The organism is Paracoccus sp. (in: a-proteobacteria) (assembly GCF_030604785.1).
GTDB lineage: Bacteria > Pseudomonadota > Alphaproteobacteria > Rhodobacterales > Rhodobacteraceae > Paracoccus.
Window position 1 is genome coordinate 1 of record NZ_JAUVVF010000053.1, and the last position, 17,626, is coordinate 17,626.

Annotated in this window: 18 protein-coding genes; 6 read left to right on the plus strand and 12 right to left on the minus strand. The window is 67.1% G+C overall.

Features of this window, described 5'->3' with window-relative positions; all coding sequences use genetic code 11:
* The first annotated feature begins 28 nt into the window (after positions 1-28).
* Together QAR72_RS14210 and QAR72_RS14215 are read left to right on the plus strand one after the other, a co-directional pair.
* On the plus strand, positions 29-238 hold the full coding sequence (locus QAR72_RS14210; RefSeq protein WP_304618039.1) for a hypothetical protein: 210 nt from the start codon (positions 29-31) through the stop codon (positions 236-238).
* Positions 235-840, plus strand: a complete 606-nt coding sequence (locus tag QAR72_RS14215) for an acyl-homoserine-lactone synthase (RefSeq protein ID WP_304618040.1) — start codon at positions 235-237, stop codon at positions 838-840. The genes QAR72_RS14210 and QAR72_RS14215 overlap by 4 nt, the downstream gene beginning before the upstream one ends.
* Positions 841-869: 29 nt before the next feature.
* Here the strand turns inward: QAR72_RS14215 and pncB are convergent, their stop codons facing one another.
* Both pncB and pncA read right to left on the minus strand, forming a co-directional pair.
* Entirely contained in the window at positions 870-2,162 is a 1,293-nt protein-coding gene (gene pncB, locus QAR72_RS14220; protein ID WP_304618041.1) for a nicotinate phosphoribosyltransferase, read from the minus strand.
* A gap of 57 nt (positions 2,163-2,219) precedes the next feature.
* Positions 2,220-2,840 carry a bifunctional nicotinamidase/pyrazinamidase gene (pncA, locus tag QAR72_RS14225; protein WP_304618042.1) on the minus strand — a complete coding sequence of 207 codons (621 nt, stop codon included), beginning with the start codon at positions 2,838-2,840 and terminating at the stop codon, positions 2,220-2,222.
* A 177-nt stretch (positions 2,841-3,017) separates the two neighbouring features.
* Here pncA and trhO point away from each other — a divergent pair, with 177 nt between their 5' ends.
* On the plus strand, positions 3,018-3,893 hold the full coding sequence (gene trhO, locus QAR72_RS14230) for an oxygen-dependent tRNA uridine(34) hydroxylase TrhO (RefSeq protein WP_304618043.1): 876 nt from the start codon (positions 3,018-3,020) through the stop codon (positions 3,891-3,893).
* A gap of 75 nt (positions 3,894-3,968) precedes the next feature.
* Here trhO and QAR72_RS14235 read toward each other — a convergent pair whose 3' ends face one another.
* From QAR72_RS14235 to QAR72_RS14260, 6 genes are all read right to left on the minus strand, one after another.
* A complete protein-coding gene (locus tag QAR72_RS14235; RefSeq protein WP_304618044.1) occupies positions 3,969-6,248 on the minus strand; it encodes an NADP-dependent malic enzyme in 2,280 nt (759 codons plus the stop codon).
* Between the two features lie 159 nt (positions 6,249-6,407).
* The gene (locus tag QAR72_RS14240; RefSeq protein WP_304618045.1) at positions 6,408-7,133 is read right to left on the minus strand and encodes a proteasome-type protease; all 726 of its coding nucleotides are present in this window, start codon (positions 7,131-7,133) and stop codon (positions 6,408-6,410) included.
* A 192-nt stretch (positions 7,134-7,325) separates the two neighbouring features.
* Entirely contained in the window at positions 7,326-8,138 is an 813-nt protein-coding gene (locus tag QAR72_RS14245; RefSeq protein WP_304618046.1) for a transglutaminase family protein, read from the minus strand.
* Positions 8,139-8,140: 2 nt separating this feature from the next.
* Positions 8,141-9,097, minus strand: a complete 957-nt coding sequence (locus QAR72_RS14250) for an alpha-E domain-containing protein (protein ID WP_304618047.1) — start codon at positions 9,095-9,097, stop codon at positions 8,141-8,143.
* A gap of 14 nt (positions 9,098-9,111) precedes the next feature.
* Positions 9,112-10,521, minus strand: a complete 1,410-nt coding sequence (locus QAR72_RS14255) for a circularly permuted type 2 ATP-grasp protein (RefSeq protein ID WP_304618048.1) — start codon at positions 10,519-10,521, stop codon at positions 9,112-9,114.
* A 183-nt stretch (positions 10,522-10,704) separates the two neighbouring features.
* Complete coding sequence (locus tag QAR72_RS14260) at positions 10,705-11,865, minus strand: acetyl-CoA C-acyltransferase (RefSeq protein WP_304618056.1); 1,161 nt, start codon at positions 11,863-11,865, stop codon at positions 10,705-10,707.
* A gap of 96 nt (positions 11,866-11,961) precedes the next feature.
* Between QAR72_RS14260 and QAR72_RS14265 the strand changes: the two genes are divergently transcribed.
* On the plus strand, positions 11,962-12,294 hold the full coding sequence (locus tag QAR72_RS14265) for an STAS domain-containing protein (RefSeq protein ID WP_304618049.1): 333 nt from the start codon (positions 11,962-11,964) through the stop codon (positions 12,292-12,294).
* Positions 12,291-12,791, plus strand: a complete 501-nt coding sequence (locus QAR72_RS14270; RefSeq protein ID WP_304618050.1) for an ATP-binding protein — start codon at positions 12,291-12,293, stop codon at positions 12,789-12,791. Before QAR72_RS14265 ends, QAR72_RS14270 begins: the two co-directional genes overlap by 4 nt.
* Before the next feature lie 3 nt (positions 12,792-12,794).
* Here QAR72_RS14270 and hspQ read toward each other — a convergent pair whose 3' ends face one another.
* The 3 genes from hspQ to QAR72_RS14285 all read right to left on the minus strand — a co-directional run bounded on the left by hspQ (position 12,795) and on the right by QAR72_RS14285 (position 13,750).
* Positions 12,795-13,142, minus strand: a complete 348-nt coding sequence (hspQ, locus tag QAR72_RS14275; protein WP_304618051.1) for a heat shock protein HspQ — start codon at positions 13,140-13,142, stop codon at positions 12,795-12,797.
* Between the two features lie 90 nt (positions 13,143-13,232).
* A complete protein-coding gene (locus QAR72_RS14280) occupies positions 13,233-13,499 on the minus strand; it encodes a hypothetical protein (RefSeq protein ID WP_304618052.1) in 267 nt (88 codons plus the stop codon).
* Between the two features lie 83 nt (positions 13,500-13,582).
* Positions 13,583-13,750, minus strand: coding sequence for a hypothetical protein (locus QAR72_RS14285; RefSeq protein ID WP_304618053.1), 168 nt, complete (start codon positions 13,748-13,750; stop codon positions 13,583-13,585).
* 173 nt (positions 13,751-13,923) lie between these two features.
* Between QAR72_RS14285 and QAR72_RS14290 the strand changes: the two genes are divergently transcribed.
* Complete coding sequence (locus QAR72_RS14290) at positions 13,924-16,371, plus strand: pyrroloquinoline quinone-dependent dehydrogenase (protein WP_304618054.1); 2,448 nt, start codon at positions 13,924-13,926, stop codon at positions 16,369-16,371.
* Positions 16,372-16,376: 5 nt separating this feature from the next.
* Here QAR72_RS14290 and QAR72_RS14295 read toward each other — a convergent pair whose 3' ends face one another.
* Positions 16,377-17,552 carry a nucleotide sugar dehydrogenase gene (locus QAR72_RS14295; RefSeq protein ID WP_304618055.1) on the minus strand — a complete coding sequence of 392 codons (1,176 nt, stop codon included), beginning with the start codon at positions 17,550-17,552 and terminating at the stop codon, positions 16,377-16,379.
* Between the last annotated feature and the right edge of the window lie 74 nt (positions 17,553-17,626).

Genomic DNA, 17,626 nt, shown 5'->3' on the forward strand with positions numbered 1-17,626 from the left:
ATCCCGGTTAGACAGGAAAGGAAAACCGATGGTGAAGGAAATCCGCGAACCGCGGCTGGCGACGGCCGAGTTCAGCCGCGACATGGTCGAGACGATGCTGACCTATTTCGATGCCTATGCCGAGGACGGCGTCCTCAAGGTCGAGGTCACCCCCTGGGGGCTGTGGCTGCCCAACCACGTGACCGGCGGGCGCCAGTTCCTGGGGCTGGCGCGTCTGCCCGAGGGGATGCGCCAATGAGCGAGACCGACAGCCCCGTCGCGGTCGAGGTTGTCGTCCTGCCGCGCGACATGCACCGCTTCGACCTTGTCGCCAGCTTCTTCCGGCTGCGAAAGCAGATCTTCGTCGACCGCATGTCCTGGCCGCTGCACCACGCCGACGGGATCGAGTTCGAGCAATATGACACATTCGACACCGCCTATGTGATCGCGCACCAGGCCGGGCGGGCCGTGGGCGGCGCGCGGCTGAAGCGCACCGATCACAGTTTCGGCGGCGGCAAGGTCGTCTATTCCTACATGATCCGCGACGCCCATCTGGGCCTGCTGCCCGGCATGCCGCGCAATCTGTGCCATGACGAGCCGCCCGTGGACCGCCGGGCATGGGAGCTGACGCGCTTCGCCGCCCTGCCGGTGCCGGGACTGGCCGAGCGGATCCTCGAGGCCGCGAACCGGCACCTGCACGAGGTGGGCGCCTCGGAATGCCTGTTCCTCGGGCCGCCGGCCTTCCTGCGGATGGCCAGCCGGCTGGGCTGGACGCCACGTCCGCTCGGCGATCTGGTGGGCAATGCGGATGGCCGCTTCCTGGCCTTTTCCTGCGCCGTCCGCCCGGCCCAGGCCGCGTGAGGCCACGAACGAGCCTGCGCGCCCGCGCGCTAGACCAGCACCTTCTGGGGCTGCTGCTCGCCCACGCCGAAGACGCGCTTGTATCGCGCGATCTGGTCGGCAGGGCCTGTGGCCTTTTCGGGATTGTCCGACAGCTTGACCGTGGGGCGGCCATTCGCCGCCACGGCCTTGCAGACCAGGCTGAACGGCGCCAAACCATCGCCCCGGACCAGCCCCCGGAAGTCGTTGGTCAACAGGGTGCCCCAACCGAAGCTGACCTTGACCCGCCCGTGGAACCGCCGATGCAGGGCGATGATGCGGTCCACGTCCAGCCCGTCCGAGAAGATCACCAGCTTGTCGCGGGGATCCTCGCCCCGCTCCTGCCACCAGCGGATCGCGGCCTCGGCCCCCGCCTCGGGCTGGCCGCTGTCGATCCGCATCCCCGTCCAGCCCGCCAGCCAGTCCGGGGCGCCCGCCAGAAAACCCGCCGTGCCGTATGTGTCGGGCAGGATGATCCGCAGATTGCCGTCGTGTTCCTCCTGCCAGTCGGCCAGAACGTCATAGGGCGCGCGGCGCAGCGCGTCGTCGTCATTGGCCAGCGCGGCATGGACCATGGGCAGTTCATGGGCGTTGGTGCCGATCGCCTCGATGTCGCGGCGCTGCGCGATCAGGCAGTTCGAGGTGCCCGTGAAGCGGTTGCCCAACCCCTCGATCATGGCCTGGACGGCCCAGTCCTGCCACAGGAAGCTGTGCCGCCGCCGCGTGCCGAAATCGGCGATCCGAAGGTCGGGCAGGGCGCGCAGGGCCTCGATCTTCTCCCACAGGCGGGTCATGGCGCGGGCATAGAGGACCTGCAGCTCGAATCGGCCCATATCGCCCAGAACGGCGCGCGAACGAAGCTCCATCAGGATCGCCAGGGCCGGGATCTCCCACAGCATCACCTGCGGCCAAGGCCCCTCGAAGGTCAGCCGATACTGGCCGTCATGGCGTTCCAGATGATAGGCGGGCAGGCGCAGCCCCTCGAGAAAGGCCATGAAATCCGGCCGGAACATCTGCCGCTTGCCATAGAAGGTGTTGCCGCGCAGCCAGGTGCTTTCGCCGCGCGTCAGCGACAGGCCGCGCACATGGTCCAGCTGCTCGCGCAGCTCGCCCTCGTCGATCAATTCGGCCAGGCGGATGTCGCGGCTGCGGTTGATCAGGCTGAAGGTGACGGTCGTATCCGGCTTGTTGCGGAAAATCGACTGGCACATCAGGAGCTTGTAGAAGTCCGTATCGATCAGGGACCGGACGATCGGATCGATCTTCCACTTGTGGTTATAGACGCGCGTGGCGATGTCGACCATCCTGGCCCCCTTTCCGGCCCGTCCTTGGTGCCCCTAATGCATCCGGGCCGCAAGATGTCAGAAGAGGGCCACGCCCGCCTGCCACATCCGGTCGCGCGCATCGGCAAGACTGCCGTTCAGGTCGATGGCGCGGCAGGCGGATTCGACGATCCGCGTGTCATAACCCAGCCGCGCGGCATCGATGGCGCTGTAGGCCACGCAGAAATCATGGGCCAGTCCGACAAAGGTCAGATGGGTGATCCCGCGCTCGCGCAGATAGCCGTGCAGCCCGGTCGGCGTCAGCCTGTCATTCTCGAAAAAGGCCGAATAGCTGTCGATCGCGGGTCTGAACCCCTTGCGCAGGATCAGTTCGGCCCGGCTCTGGTCCAGATCGGGATGCAGCTTCGCACCCCGGCTGCCCTGCACGCAATGGCGCGGCCACAGGACCTGCGGGCCGTAATCCATCGTCGTCAACGAGAACGGCGCCCCGCTGCCTGCGGGATCACCCGGGCCGGGTCGGAAATTGTCGGCAAAGCTGGAATGCTCGGCCGGGTGCCAATCCTGTGTCAGGATGACGGTGTCGTAATCGCCCATCATCCGGTTTATCGGGGCAACGACCTCGTCTCCTGCGGGGACGGCCAGCGCACCGCCCGGACAAAAGTCGATCTGGACATCAACCACAATCAACGCGTGGGACAAGGGCTGCTCCTGCTTGGGGAAAGACCGGACGCAGTTGAACGACCTGATCGCGCGATGGTCAAGGCCCCGTGACAATATCCTCTGCGGCAGACGGTTTTGCACGATACGCAGGCACCCGTCCGCCACAGGCAGGGTGTCAGGCTTGCCAGCCACCCGGCGGAAGGATAGGCCGCGCCCATGCTCGTCGTCGCCGCACTCTATCACTTCACCCGATTCGATGACCCTGCAGCCCTGCGCGGTCCGCTGCTGGCCCTGTGCCGGGCACAGGGCCTCTGCGGGACGCTGCTTCTGGCGCCCGAGGGGATCAACGGCACCATCGCCGGTTCGCGCGCGGGAATAGACGCGGCCCTGGCCCATATCCGCGCCCTGCCCGGCTGCGCGGCTCTGGTCTGGAAGGAGAGCACTGCAGAGACCCCGCCCTTCGGGCGCATGAAGGTCCGCCTGAAGCGCGAGATCGTGACGATGGGCCAGCCCGATGTCGACCCTGTCGCCGCGACCGGCAATTACGTCGCGCCCGGCGACTGGAACGCGCTGATCCAGGCCCCCGACGTGGCGGTGATCGACACCCGCAACGATTACGAGGTCCAGATCGGCAGCTTTCGGGGCGCCATCGACCCCGGCACCAAAAGCTTCCGCGACTTTCCCGAATGGTGGGCGCGGAACGCCGAGCGCTTGCGGGGTAAACGCATCGCGATGTTCTGCACCGGCGGCATCCGCTGCGAGAAGTCGACGAACTTCCTGATCTCCCAAGGCGTGGACGCGGTCTATCACCTGCAGGGCGGCATCCTCAAATATCTCGAGGAGGTGCCGCAGACCGACAGCCTGTGGCAGGGCGAATGCTTCGTCTTCGACCAGCGAGTCAGCCTGACCCACGGTCTGGCTCAGGGCCGCCACGGTCTCTGCCATGCCTGCCGCCGCCCGCTCGCTCCCGAGGATCGCGCCCGCCCCGAATACGAAGAGGGCGTGTCCTGTCATCGTTGCGCCGCGGAATACGGTCCCGACGACCGCGCCCGCTTCCGCGAAAGACAACGCCAGTTCGACCGCCGCGCCTGACTTCTTCGTTGCGAAAATACCCCGGGGGGAGTCCCCGGCACGGGGACGGGGGGCAGCGCCCCCCGCCGCCCTCTCTCAGCGCGCGGTGGTCAGCCCGCCCGCGGCGATCGCGGCCATGTTCAGGATGTCGCTGACGGTCGAGCTGGTCGAACAGATCTGGATCGGACGCGGCACGCCGGTCAGGATCGGCCCCACCACGGTCGCCCCCGCCATCTCCTGCATCAGCTTGACCGAGATCGAGGCCGAATGCCTCGCCGGCACGACCAGCACATTGGCGGGCCCGGTCAGGCGGCTGAACGGATAGCGCGCGGCGGCCTCGCGGTTCAGGGCGACATCCACGGTCATCTCGCCCTCATACTCGAAATCCACGCGCCGGGCATCCAGCACATGCGCGGCCTGCGCCATCTTGGTGGCGCGCTCGCTGACGGGATAGCCGAAATTCGAAAACGACAGAAACGCGACCCGAGGCTCGAGCCCCAGGCTGCGGGCCACATCCGCGCCGCGCGTGGCGATGTCGGCCAGATCCTCGGCTTCGGGCCATTCGTGGACCAGCGTGTCGCCGATCAGCACGATCCGCCCCCGGTGCAGCACGGCAGTGATGCCGACGGTGCCGTCCTGCGGGCGCACGTCAAAGACATGGCCGATCTGCGCCAGAACTGGCGCGCTTTTTCGCGTGGCCCCGGTCACCAGACCGTCGCCATGGCCATGCGCCAGCATCAGCGCGGCAAAGATGTGGCGGTCGCGATTGGCCAGCTTGAAGGCGTCCTCGCGATCCACGCCCTTACGCTGAAGCCGCTGGTAGAGAAAGTCGTGATAGGCATCCAGATGGCGGCTGTTGGCGGCATTGACCACCGTGATCTCGCGCCAAGCATCGCCCAGGCCCAAGGCCTCCAGCTCGGCCTTGACCTCGGCCTCGCGGCCGACGACCAGCGCCTGCCCCATCCCGGTCCGCGTCCAGGACACGGCGGCCCGCAGGACGCGCGGATCATCGCCCTCGGCAAAGATCATCCGCGCCTGAGCCTGACGCGCGCGGGCATGGATGCCCTGCAGGATCGTGGCGGTCGGGTCCATGCGCGACCGCAGCGACTGGACATAGCCCTCCATGTCGATGATCGGACGGCGCGCGACGCCGGTCTCCATCCCCGCCTTGGCGACGGCGGGCGGGATCACATGGATCAACCGCGGGTCAAAGGGCGTGGGGATGATGTAGTCCCGGCCGAAACGCAGCTTGCGGCCATAGGCGACGGCCACCTCGTCAGGCACATCCTCGCGGGCCAGTTCGGCCAGGGCGCGGGCGCAGGCGATCTTCATCTCGTCGTTGATGGCGCGGGCATGGATGTCCAGCGCGCCGCGGAACAGGTAGGGAAAGCCCAGGACGTTGTTCACCTGGTTTGGGTAATCGCTGCGGCCGGTGGCGACGATGGCGTCGGGGCGCACGGCGTGGGCATCCTCGGGGGTGATCTCGGGGTCGGGATTGGCCATGGCGAAGATCACCGGATTGTCGGCCATGCTGGCGACCATCGCCTGCGTCACCGCGCCCTTGGCGCTGACGCCCAGAAACACATCCGCGCCCTTCATCGCATCCTCGAGCGAGCGCGCCTCGGTCACGACGGCATGAGCCGATTTCCACTGGTTCATGCCCTCGGTGCGGCCCTGCCAGATGACGCCCTTGGTGTCGCACATGATGCAGTTCTCATGCCGCGCGCCCATGGATTTCAGCAGTTCCAGACAGGCGATCCCCGCCGCACCCGCGCCGTTCAGCACGATGCGGACATCCTCGATCCGCTTTCCCGACAGCTCCAGCGCGTTCAGCAGACCTGCGGCGCAGATCACGGCGGTGCCATGCTGGTCATCATGGAAAACGGGGATGTCCATGAGCTCTTTCAGACGGCTCTCGATGATGAAGCACTCGGGGGCCTTGATGTCCTCGAGGTTGATGCCGCCGAAGGTCGGGCCCATCAGCCGGACGGCGTTGATGATCTCATCCGGGTCCTCGGTGTCCAGCTCGATGTCGATGGCATTGACGTCGGCGAAGCGCTTAAACAGCACCGCCTTGCCCTCCATCACCGGTTTCGAGGCGAGGGCGCCCAGATTGCCCAAGCCGAGGATCGCGGTCCCGTTCGAGATGACGGCGACCATGTTGCCCTTGGTCGTGTAATCATAGGCGGTCTCGGGACGTGCCGCGATCGCCTCGACCGGCACGGCAACGCCCGGCGAATAGGCCAGCGACAGGTCGCGCTGCGTGGCCATGGGCGTGGAGGCGACAATGTCGTATTTCCCGGGCCGCGGCTCCATGTGATAGGCCAAGGCCTCTTCGGGCGTGATCCGATTGCTGCGCGGCGTCCGGTCTGTCATCTGCTGGTCCCCCTGAGATCCCGGCCTGCTTAGCGCGACAAGGTGGCCGGCTCAATCGGCAAGCGTTGACCTTGGGTCAAGCGGTGCGAGGGGGGCGCTGCCCCCCGGCCCGTTCCGGGCCTCCCCCCGGGATATTTGGACCAAGGCAAAGGGGCAGGCTCAGATCGTGACCTTGCCGAAGCTGTCGCGCAATGCGGCCGACCAGGCGGCGCTCATCCGGGCGAAATCCGGATCACCGTCGAGAATGCGGCGCCGGAGGCCCAGCCGGAACTGGTCGCGTTCGATCAGGGCCAGATCGAGGGGCATGCCCACCGACAGGTTCGACCGCAGCGTCGAATCCATCGACAATAGGACGGCCTTCTGCGCATCGGCCAGACTGGTCGCCGGCGTCACGACGCGGTCGAGGATCGGCTTGCCGTATTTGTGTTCGCCGATCTGAAGAAAGGGCGTGTCCTCGGTCGCCTCAATGAAATTGCCTTCCGGGTAGATCAGGAACAGGCGCATGTCGCCGCCGCGCCGCTGGCCTGCCACGATCATGCTGGCCGAGGCCTGCTGCTTGAGGTCGCGGCATTGCTCGGCGATCTCGCGCCGCGTCCGGCAGAGCGTGTCGCCGATGATGGTCGCGGCGCGCAGCATGGTGGGTGCGCGCATGATCGAGGTCGTCTCGTCGGCCATCTCGTCATTGATAGCCTCTTCGAGACGGGCGATCGTGGTCTGCGTGACCGACAGCGAGCCTGCAGTCATGATGGTGATGATCCGCTCGCCCGGTTCCTCGAAGAAGAACATCTTGCGATAGCACGAGATGTTGTCCAGCCCGGCATTCGTCCGCGTATCCGACAGCAGGACGAGGCCCGCATCCAGTTTCAATCCGACGCAATAGGTCATCGGCAGGTCTTCCCGTAAAAGCACCGCCCGACACTAGGCTGCACCTCTGCCCCGTGCAATCGGCGAGCCAAAGCGAGTTCAGCAGGTTGACCAAAAAAACAGCAACCCCTTTGCCTTGGTCCAAATATCCCGGGGGGAGGCCCGGAACGGGCCGGGGGGCAGCGCCCCCCCTGCGCCCCTCGCGGCCCGGCGCTACTGCGGCAGTTCCTCGACATGGACGGCGACGGCCAGTTCCTCTGCGCCGTTGCCGAGCGCCACCCCCCGGATCGGGGCGGCGTCCGAGGCGTCGAGACCCGATCCCAGCCGCACATAGCGTTCGTCAGGGCAGCAGCTGTTGGCCGCGTCGAACCCGACCCAGCCCAGCCCCTCGACGAAGATCTCGGCCCAGGCATGGGCCGCGTCATGCGGCTCGCCGTCGATGGTCGAATGCAGATAACCCGAGACATATCGCGCGGGCAGGTCCGACAGGCGGGCCAGCGCGATCAGCGCATGGGTGTGGTCCTGGCAGACGCCTTCGCCCAAGGCCAGCGCCTCGGCCGCCGTGGTGCGGGCCTCGGTCACGCCCGGGCGAAAGGCGATGGCGCCGCCGACCGCGCGTGACAGGCGGTGCGCCAGGTCAAGCTGGTCCTGCGCCCCTGCGCCGGCCTCGGCCGCAAGCGCCCGCAGGCTGGCATCGGGCGCTGTGACCGTGCTGGCGCGCAGATAGGTCAGCGGGTTGATCAGCTCGCGGTGGCCGCGCAGCACGCCCGCCGTGTCGCGCGTATCGATGCGGCCCTCGATATGCACCGTCACCTCGGTGACGGGGCCGCGCACGGTCCAGCCCTCGATCCAGTCGCCCGCCCCGTCGCGGAAGCCCGGCCCGCGCACCCCGCCCGAGACCTGGATCTGCCAGTCATGGGTGCGCTGCCCCTCATAGACCGAGGGCGTCAGGCGCAGGCTCTGCACCAGGTTCCGGATCGGCTGGTCGTAGCGATAGACCGTCTCGTGCGAAATCCGCAGCTTCATGGTCAGACCCCTCCCATAAGGTAATCCTGATGCACCAGGTTCGAGATGGTCGCCATCTCGCGGATGAACCGGCTGAGGAATTCGTGCAGCCCCTCGTCGAAGATCATCTCGATGTTGCGCGATTCCAGTGCGGTCAGGACCTCGCGCGCCTTGTCGCGGGCTTCGGTCGGCACGCTGTCGCCATAGCGGCGCGCCAGCCCCTCGAGGTGCCAGACCGCCTCGTAGAGCGAGGTGATCAGCGCGCGCGGGCTTTCGCCGTTCAGGATCAGGAAATCGGCCACCTGCGCCGCCGTGATGTCGCCGCCATAGGCCCAGTGATAGGCCCGGTGCGCCGACAGCGCCCGCAGGATCACCTGCCATTGATAGCTGTCCAGCCCCGAGCCCACGAATTCGATCCGGGGCAGCAGCACGAAATACTTCACGTCCAGCAGCCGCGCCGTCGCGTCGGCGCGTTCGATGCTGTAGCCCAGATTCATGAAGTGCCAGCCGTCATTGCGCAGCTGGGTCGCATTGATCGCCCCGCGCACGGTCGAGGTGTGGCTGGTGGTGAAATCGGTCAGCCCGGCCGTGTCCAGCGAGGATCGCGGCCTGCGCTCGATCTTGCGCAATTCCTGATAGGCGACGTTCAGCGCGTCCCAGACCTGGCTGGTCAGCGCCGTGCGCACGATGCGCCCGGCCTCACGCGCGCGTTCAAGGCAGCTTGCCACGGATGAGGGATTGTCATGGTCGAAGAAGATGAATTCCTCGATCTTCTCCTGCGTGATCTCGCCATATTTCTGCCGGAACAGGTCGGATGTCCCCGATGCCTGCAGCAGCGAGTTCCATTCGTTCTGATAGCCCAGCTCGGTATTGGGCAGCAGCGTGATGCGCTGACCCACATCCAGCAGGCGCGCGGCGGTTTCGGCGCGTTCCAGATTGCGGCCCATCCAGAACAGGTTCGAGGCGGTGCGGCTCAGCATGGTCGTTCCCCCTCTCATTCCGACAGGACCCAGGTGTCCTTGACCCCGCCGCCCTGCGACGAGTTCACCACAAGACTGCCCTCGCGCAGCGCCACCCGCGTCAGCCCGCCCGGCACCAGTTCGATCCGGTCTCCGCACAGGCAGAAGGGACGCAGATCGACATGGCGCGGCGCGATCCCCTCTTCGACGAAGGTCGGGCAGGTGGACAGGGCCAGGGTCGGCTGGGCGATGTAGTTCGAGGGATTGGCCTCGATCTTCCTGCGGAAGGCCTCGATCTCGGCGGCGGTGGATTTCGGACCGACCAGCATCCCGTAGCCGCCCGAGCCGTGCACCTCCTTGACCACCAGTTCGGGCAGATGTTCCATCACATAGCGGTAATCGTCATCCTTCCACAGCGTCCAGGTCTGAACGTTGTTCAGGATCGGCTCCTCGCCCAGATAGAAGCGCACCATCTCGGGGACGAAGGTGTAGATCGCCTTGTCGTCGGCAACCCCCGCGCCCGGCGCCGAGCAGATCGAGACACCGCCCGAGCGGTAGACATCCATCAGCCCCGGAATGCCCAGCATGGAATCGGGCCGGAAGCACAAGGGGTCGAGGAAGGGATCGTCGATCCGGCGATAGATCACGTCCACCCGACGCGGACCGGTCGTGGTCCGCATGTAGCAGAATTCCCCATCCACGAACAGGTCCTGCCCCTCGACCAGCTCGACCCCCATCAGGTTCGCCAGAAAGCTATGTTCGTAATAGGCGCTGTTGTAGTGCCCCGGCGTCAGGATCACGCATGTCGGCCGCTCGCTGCACTTGGCGGGCGCGACCGATTCCAGCGTGCGGCGCAGCAGTTCGGGATACTGGTCCACCGGCTCGATCCGGTTGCCGCGGAACAGCTGCGGGAACATCCGCATCATGATCTCGCGGTTCTCCAGCATGTAGCTGACGCCCGAGGGCGTGCGGCAATTGTCCTCGAGCACGTAGAACTCGTCCTTGGCGGTGCGGACGAGATCGATGCCGATGATGTGCGAATAGACGCCGCGCGGCGGAACGACGCCGACCACACCCTTTTCATAGGCGTCGTTCTGATAGACCAGCCGGGCGGGGATGCGGCCCGCGCGGACGATCTCGCCCCGGCCATAGACGTCACGCAGAAAGGCGTTCAGCGCACGCGCGCGCTGCTTGATGCCGCGTTCCAGACGACGCCATTCGGCCTGTTCGAAGACGCGGGGCATCATGTCAAAGGGGATCAGCCGGTCGGGATCGCCGCCCTCGCCATAGACGGCGAAAGTGATGCCGATGCGACGGAACAGCGCCTCGGCCTCGGCCTGCTTCATCTGGCGGAAATCGGCGGGCATCGTGTCCACCCAGTCGCGCAACCGGGCATAGGGTTCGCGCACCGCGTCGCCGTCGAACATCTCGTTATAGTAACTCATCACATCCCCCCGGTCGGTCCTGCTGCCGCGGCCTTTGGCCTGCTGACAGGTCGATGATCTGCAAGCGCTCCGGGGAAGTCCACAGGAGAGGCCGGGGATTTGCCCATTCGCTTCGCAAATCCGCGGGGGGGCGACGCGCAGGGGCCTTGGCCTGCCGCGCGTCTGCCTGTTTCGCGGGCAGGTTCAGGTCAGCTCGACCGCGACCGCCGTGCCCTCGCCGCCGCCGATGCAGATGGCGGCGACCCCGCGCCTGAGGCCGCGCGCCTTCAGCGCATGGATCAGCGTCACGATGATCCGTGCGCCCGAGGCACCGATCGGATGGCCCAGGGCGCAGGCCCCGCCATTCACGTTCACCCGGTCATGGGGCAGGCCCATCCGCGCCATGAACGCCATCGGGACGACGGCAAAGGCCTCGTTCACCTCCCACAGATCGACCTCGTCTTTGCTCCAGCCGATGCGGGCCAGCAGCTTTTCGGCCGCCGGGACCGGCGCGGTCGGAAACGCGCCCGGCGCCTGCGCGTGGCTGGCATGGCCGACAAGGCGCGCGATGGCGCCTGCGGGATCGGCACTGATCACCAGCGCCGCCGCCCCGTCCGAGATGGACGAGCTGTTGGCCGCCGTCACGGTGCCGTCCTTGCGGAAGGCCGGTTTCAGATGCGGGATCTTGTCGGGGCGCGCCAGTCCGGGCTGCTCGTCGGTGTCGATGACGGTCTCGCCGCCCCGGCCCGCCACCGTGACCGGCGCGATCTCGTCGGCAAAGGCGCCCGAGGCGATGGCCTCCTGCGCGCGGGTCAGGCTGGCAAGGGCGTAATCGTCCTGCGCCTGCCGGGAAAAGGCGAATTCGGCGGCGCAATCCTCGGCGAAGGTGCCCATCAGGCGACCCTTGTCATAGGCGTCCTCAAGTCCGTCCAGGAACATGTGGTCGATCACCTGCCCGTGGCCCAGCCGCGCCCCCGCGCGCATCTTGGGCAGCAGATAGGGCGCATTCGACATGCTCTCCATTCCGCCGGCGACGATCCGGTCTGCGCTGCCCGCCGCGATCGCGTCGGCGGCCATCATCACCGCCTGCATCCCTGAGCCGCACATCTTGTTCAGCGTGGTGGCCGGCACGCCTTGCGGCAGCCCCGCCGCAAAGCCGGCCTGACGCGCGGGCGCCTGACCCTGACCGGCGGGCAGGACGCAGCCCATCAGCAGCGCATCGACCCCCTCGGGCGCCACCCCCGCCCGCGCCAGAGCCGCCGCGATCGCCACGCCCCCCAGCGCCGGGGCGGGCATCGGTGACAGCGCCCCCTGCAGGCCTCCCATGGGCGTCCGCGCGGCTCCGTTGATGTAGATCTCTCGCATTGTCATCATTCTCCCCCTTGCGGTCCGGTTCCCCGATTACCGGATGCTAACCTTTGGCGTCTATACGGGTGATCGGGAACGCAGAAGGAAACGCCTATGCAATTCGTCGTCGAGGATACCGGAAGCCACCTGCTGATCACGGTGGGCGAGACGCGGATCGACGCCGCCATCGCCACGCAGTTCAAGGACAAGCTTCGGGCCATCGTGACCAAGGCGAGCAAGCCCGTGCATCTGGATCTGCACAATGTCGATTTCATGGACAGTTCCGGCCTGGGCGCCGTGATCGCGGTGCGCAAGGCGCTGTCCGAACGCCTGCCGCTGGTCCTGCAGGCCGTCACCCCGAATGTCGAACGAGTCTTCCGGCTGACCCGGATGGACAGCGTCTTCGACATCCGCTCCGCCATCCCGGAGGAGGTAAAGCGTCAATGAACCGCGAAGAACGGCAGAATGCCGGCGTGGACAATCGGCCCTCGGCGCAGAGCCTGCCGATGTTCCATCGCATCCTGAAGGCGACACCGGAAACGGTGCGCGACGCGCTTGGCGCGGTGCGCGCGCGCTTTCGCGACGAGGTGGGCGGCGACACGCTCGGCCGGCTGGAGCTGGTCCTGGCCGAGGTGATGAACAACATCGCCGAACATGCGGGAGATCACGTCGCGCCGGGCCAGATCGTGCGCCCGCCGCTGGTCCATCTGTGGGTGGTCGGCCATGATGGCGGGCTGGCCTGCGCGCTCAGCGATGACGGCGCATCGCTGCCCGCCGAATGCCTGCTGCCGCGCGACCTGCCGCAGATCGGCAGCGAGGATCTGCCCGAGGGCGGGTTCGGCTGGTATCTGATCCAGGATCTGACGCAGGAATTGTGCTATTACCGCGAGGGCAGGCGGAATTTCCTGGCCTTCCGCATCCCGCCCGGCGGCTTTGCCGGATAGGGTTCAGTTGATCGGAGCCATCAGGAAATAGCGCCCGTCCTCGAATTCTCCGAACAGGTCGCCCAGCTCGGGATGGTCGATCGGCTCGCCCGAGGGATCGGGCTCGAGATTCTGCTCGGACACGTAGGCCACGTAGTAGGTCGCCTCGGTCTCGGCATAGAGATGATAGAAGGGCTGATCCTTGTCGGGGCGCGATTCCTCGGGGATGGATTCGTACCATTCCTCGGTATTGGCGAAGTGCGGATCGACGTCGAAGATCACGCCCCGGAACGGGCGCTCGCGATGCCGGACCACCTGGCCGAGGGCGAATTTCGCGATCCGACCTTGTCCCTGGAAGTGCTGCGTCGTCATGCTTGCGGGCCTGTCCCTGCTGGATTGATGCGCGGCTTCTAATCCGTCAGGGCGATTCTGTCCACCGGGGCACGGCCGGCGCCGTCCCGTTCAGGGGCGTGCTGCATCCGGAAGCGGCGCGACCAGATCGGCGATCGCGCGATATTCGTCGGCCACCGCCATCGCCTCGGCCATGCCGTCGGTGGGAACGGCGCCGGGATCCTCCTGCCCGTCGCGCATGACGGACCGCGCATCCAGCCAGTCGAGCATCTGCCTGCGCTGCGTGTCGGGCATCGCCGCCAGCATCTGCGCAAGAAGCCTGCGATGGGCCATGAGACGGCCCTCAATCTGGTCGAGCTGTTCGGAAGCCAGGGTCATGGCGGCGCACTCCTTCTGGTCGGGAAGACCGCTATGGGGCGGACAGGGGCAGGCTGGCAGACAAGCCGCCAGGGCGCAACCGCTCAGCCGGTCGCGCGCCCCGGCTTGGGCGATGCCTCGGCCAGCTTGCGGGCCAGTTCCTCGGCCAGCGCGCGGCTTTCGGGGGTCAGCGGCTCGGCCTCGACACCCTTGCGCAGGGCCTCGATCGCCTCGTCGACCCGCTTGTCGGTCTCGTCATCACCTGCTGTCATCGCTACCTCGTCTGTCACAGGTCAGTTTAACTTAAATCAACGGCGCCGTCGCGGGTTCTGGTGCACCCCTCGCGCGCTTTTTCCGGCGATGTCGGCAAAAAAGACCCGGAACCCCGTTCGCAAGGCCGCGTTTCCTCACATCTGCGCACAAGACCGTGAAAACGAGGTTTCCCATGCCGCCATCCGCCCGCACAGCCGCCGCAATCCCGCATCTGCGGCTCTGGGCGCGGATCGTCCTGGGGCTTCTGGGGCTGATCCTGATGGCGCTTGGCGGGGCGACGGCCTGGTTCGGCGGCCTGCTCGTCTGGGAGGGGGGCAGCTGGTATTACCTGCTGGCGGGGCTGGGCCTGCTGATCGCGGGGGTGGCGCAGGTTGCGGGGCTGACGCGGCTGTCGGTGCCGGTCCAGGCCTGTGTCCTGCTGGCCACGATGCTGTGGTCGTTCTGGGAAATCTGGGGCAAGGGCTTCCTGCCGGGCTGGGGCGCGGATTTCGGCGCACGGATCGGCGTAATCGCGGCGCTGTTTTTCCTGTCGGCCCTGGTCGCGGCGGCAGGCACGCCCCGCCCCCTGCGCGCGCCGGGCCTGCTGCGGCTGACGGCGGGGGCGACCGTCGCGGCCGGGCTGGTCGCCATCGGACTGATCGCATTCTACTGGGAGCGCACGGTCGGCCCCTCGGATCTGGCCGAGATCGCGCCGCGCCCTGTCCCCGAAGGGCTGAACGGCCCGGGCGACTGGCCGGCCCATGCCGGCAGCGCCCATGGCCATGCCTTCACGCCCGCCAGCCAGATCACCCCGCAGAACGTCGCCCGGCTGACCGAGGTCTGGCGCGTGCAGACGGGCGATCTGCCGCCCAACGACCGGGTCTATTATTCGGCGCAGAACACGCCCATCCTTGTCGACGGGCGCCTGTTCACCTGCACGCCCAGCAATCAGGTTCTGGCGCTGGACCCCGCGACGGGGCAGGTGCTGTGGCGCTTCGATCCGGGCGTCGATCCCCGGCACATGGAATCGCTGTTCTCGGCCGCGTGCCGGACGGTCGCGCATTACACGCTGCCCGGTGCGACCGGCCCCTGCGCCGCGCGCGTGCATGTCGCCGTGGTGGACGGGCGGCTCTATGGGCTGGACGCGGCCAGCGGCGCGGTCTGCGAGGATTTCGGCGAGAACGGCATTGTCGATCTGACGATCGGCATGGGGATTCAGGAGACGGGGCTGGCCTCGTCCACCTCGGGTCCGGCACTGGTGGGGGATGCGCTGATCGTGGGCCAGCAGGTCAGCGACAACCAGCGCCGCGACGCGCCCTCGGGGGTCGTGCGCGCCTATGATGCGGCGACGGGCGATCTGCTCTGGGCCTGGGACGCGCTGCGTCAGGGACAGGCGCAAGAGCCTTTGGCCGAGGGCGAGGTCTATCCGCGCGGCACGCCGAATGTGTGGAACGTCATTTCGGGCGATCCTCAGGCGGGGCTGGTCTATGTCGGCACCGGCAATTCCGCCAATGACCATTGGGGCGGCACCCGCACATCAGAGGAGGACCGTTTCACCTCGGCCGTGGTCGCCATCGATCTGGAGACCGGAGAGACGGTCTGGGATTTCGCTACCGTCATCCACGACCTGTGGGATTATGATATCGGCGCGCAGCCGGTCGTCGGCGACGTCACCGTGGCCGGGCAAACCACGCGCGCGGTCATTCAGGCGACCAAGACCGGGTCGCTGTTCGTCTTCGACGCCGCGACGGGCGAGCCGCTGACCGACATCCGCATGACGCCCGCCCCGCAGGGCGCGCTGCCCGGCGACTGGGTCAGCGAGGCGCAGCCGCAATCGGTGCATTACGCCAACATCTCGGGGCTGCCCGGCCCCGAACCCGAGGAACTGGACGCGCGCCACGCCTTTGGCATGACGCCGCTGGATGCGGTCATGTGCCGGCTGGAATTCCAGCGCATGCGGTACGAGGGGATGTATACCCCGCCGACCGACGATCCCGGCGGGATGCTGCTGTTTCCCGGCACGATCGGCGGTCCGAACTGGGGCGGCATCGGGCTGGACCGCGACCGCAACATCGTGATCTCGAACCATTCGCGCCTGCCGAACAAGGTCGTGATGGTGCCGCGCGACCAGGTGGCGGACCTGCCCGTTGGCATGGGCGGCGCCCGCCCCGATCAGGAGGTGGCGCCGCATTACTTTTCACCCTACGGGGTGGATCGGCCGATCTGGCTGTCGGTGCTGGACGTGCCCTGCATCGCGCCGCCCTGGGGCTTCATCGTGGCGACCGATCTGGATAACGGCCAGATCGTCTGGCAGAAGCCACTCGGCACCGGGTTCGACACCGGGCCGCTGGCGCTGCCGACCTATCTGAAGCTGCCCATCGGCACGGCGAATATCGGCGGCCCGCTGGTCACGGCGACGGGGCTGACCTTCGTCGCGGCCTCGCAGGACAATTGGCTGCGCGCCTACGAGACCGAAACCGGCCGGCTGCTGTGGCAGGGGCGGCTGCCCGCGGGCGGGCAGGCCTCGCCCATGAGCTACCAGATCGACGGACGGCAATATGTCGTGATCACCGCCACCGGGCACGAACGGCTGATGACCGAGCCGGGCGATTACATCGTGGCCTTCGCGCTGGAGGAGTGACGCGCTCAGTCGGCGCCGAAGAGGTCGCGGGTATAGACCTTGTCGCGCACGCTTTCCAGCTCCGCGCCCAGCCGGTTTGCCACGATGATGTCGGCCTCTTGCCGGAAGGCGTCCAGATCGCGCACCACGCGCGATCCGAAGAAGCGGTCCTCGGCCATGGCGGGTTCGTAGACGATCACCTCGACCCCCTTGGCCTTGAGCCGCTTCATGATCCCCTGCACGGCGCTGTGGCGGAAATTGTCCGAGCCCGCCTTCATCACCAGCCGGTGGATGCCGACGGTGCGGGGGCTGCGCGACAGGATGTCGTCGGCGATGACATCCTTGCGGGTGCGGTTGGCCTCGACCACGGCGGCGATCAGATTCTGGGGCACGTTGCGGTAATTGGCCAGCAATTGCTTGCTGTCCTTGGGCAGGCAATAGCCGCCATAGCCGAACGAGGGGTTGTTGTAATGGCTGCCGATGCGCGGATCGAGGCCCACCCCCTCGATGATCTGGCGGCTGTCCAGGCCATGCGTCAGGGCATAGCTGTCCAGTTCGTTGAAATAGGCCACGCGCAGCGCAAGATAGGTGTTGGCGAACAGCTTGATCGCCTCGGCTTCGGTCGGGCCGGTCAGCAGGACCGGCACGTCGCGGTCCAGCGCCGCATCGGCCAGAAGCTGGGCGAAGGCCTGCCCGCGGGGGCTGTTCTCGCCCACCACGATGCGCGAGGGGTGCAGGTTGTCATGCAGCGCGCGGCCCTCGCGCAGGAATTCCGGGCTGAAGATCACCTGGTCGCAACCCAGCCTGCGCGAGACGTCCAGCGTGAAGCCAACCGGCACCGTCGACTTGACGACGATCACGGCCTGCGGCGCGTACTGCATGACGGTGCGGATCACCGTCTCAACGCTGGACGTATCGAAGAAATTCGTGACCGGGTCATAGTCCGTGGGCGTGGCCACGATGACGAAATCGGCGCCCTCATAGGCGGTGGCAGGATCGGTCGTCGCGATCAGGTCCAGCTTTTCCTCGGCCAGATAGCGGGCCATCTCGGCATCCACGATCGGGCATTGGCGGGCGTTCAGCATCTCGCAGCGGCGCGGATCGATGTCGATGGCGCGGACCGTGTTGCGGCGCGCCAGCAGCACGGCGTTGGACAGCCCGACATAGCCGATCCCGGCAACGGCGATGGTTTTCTTCGACATGCGTTTTCCTCAACCTGCGGCATGGGGCGGATGGGCCCCATCGCCTTATGGCTGCTGCGCCGAGGGATGAAAAC

Bases quoted from the DNA above. Each gene is read 5' to 3' on its own strand.
- QAR72_RS14235 (WP_304618044.1), bottom strand. From the start codon at position 6,248: ATGACAGACCGGACGCCGCGCAGCAATCGGATCACGCCCGAAGAGGCC.
- QAR72_RS14255 (WP_304618048.1), bottom strand. From the start codon at position 10,521: ATGAGTTACTATAACGAGATGTTCGACGGCGACGCGGTGCGCGAACCC.
- QAR72_RS14260 (WP_304618056.1), bottom strand. From the start codon at position 11,865: ATGCGAGAGATCTACATCAACGGAGCCGCGCGGACGCCCATGGGAGGC.
- QAR72_RS14270 (WP_304618050.1), top strand. From the start codon at position 12,291: ATGAACCGCGAAGAACGGCAGAATGCCGGCGTGGACAATCGGCCCTCG.
- QAR72_RS14280 (WP_304618052.1), bottom strand. From the start codon at position 13,499: ATGACCCTGGCTTCCGAACAGCTCGACCAGATTGAGGGCCGTCTCATG.
- trhO (WP_304618043.1), top strand. From the start codon at position 3,018: ATGCTCGTCGTCGCCGCACTCTATCACTTCACCCGATTCGATGACCCT.
- QAR72_RS14245 (WP_304618046.1), bottom strand. From the start codon at position 8,138: ATGAAGCTGCGGATTTCGCACGAGACGGTCTATCGCTACGACCAGCCG.
- QAR72_RS14240 (WP_304618045.1), bottom strand. From the start codon at position 7,133: ATGACCTATTGCGTCGGATTGAAACTGGATGCGGGCCTCGTCCTGCTG.
- QAR72_RS14210 (WP_304618039.1), top strand. From the start codon at position 29: ATGGTGAAGGAAATCCGCGAACCGCGGCTGGCGACGGCCGAGTTCAGC.
- QAR72_RS14290 (WP_304618054.1), top strand. From the start codon at position 13,924: ATGCCGCCATCCGCCCGCACAGCCGCCGCAATCCCGCATCTGCGGCTC.
- QAR72_RS14250 (WP_304618047.1), bottom strand. From the start codon at position 9,097: ATGCTGAGCCGCACCGCCTCGAACCTGTTCTGGATGGGCCGCAATCTG.
- hspQ (WP_304618051.1), bottom strand. From the start codon at position 13,142: ATGACGACGCAGCACTTCCAGGGACAAGGTCGGATCGCGAAATTCGCC.
- pncB (WP_304618041.1), bottom strand. From the start codon at position 2,162: ATGGTCGACATCGCCACGCGCGTCTATAACCACAAGTGGAAGATCGAT.
- QAR72_RS14285 (WP_304618053.1), bottom strand. From the start codon at position 13,750: ATGACAGCAGGTGATGACGAGACCGACAAGCGGGTCGACGAGGCGATC.
- QAR72_RS14265 (WP_304618049.1), top strand. From the start codon at position 11,962: ATGCAATTCGTCGTCGAGGATACCGGAAGCCACCTGCTGATCACGGTG.
- QAR72_RS14295 (WP_304618055.1), bottom strand. From the start codon at position 17,552: ATGTCGAAGAAAACCATCGCCGTTGCCGGGATCGGCTATGTCGGGCTG.
- QAR72_RS14215 (WP_304618040.1), top strand. From the start codon at position 235: ATGAGCGAGACCGACAGCCCCGTCGCGGTCGAGGTTGTCGTCCTGCCG.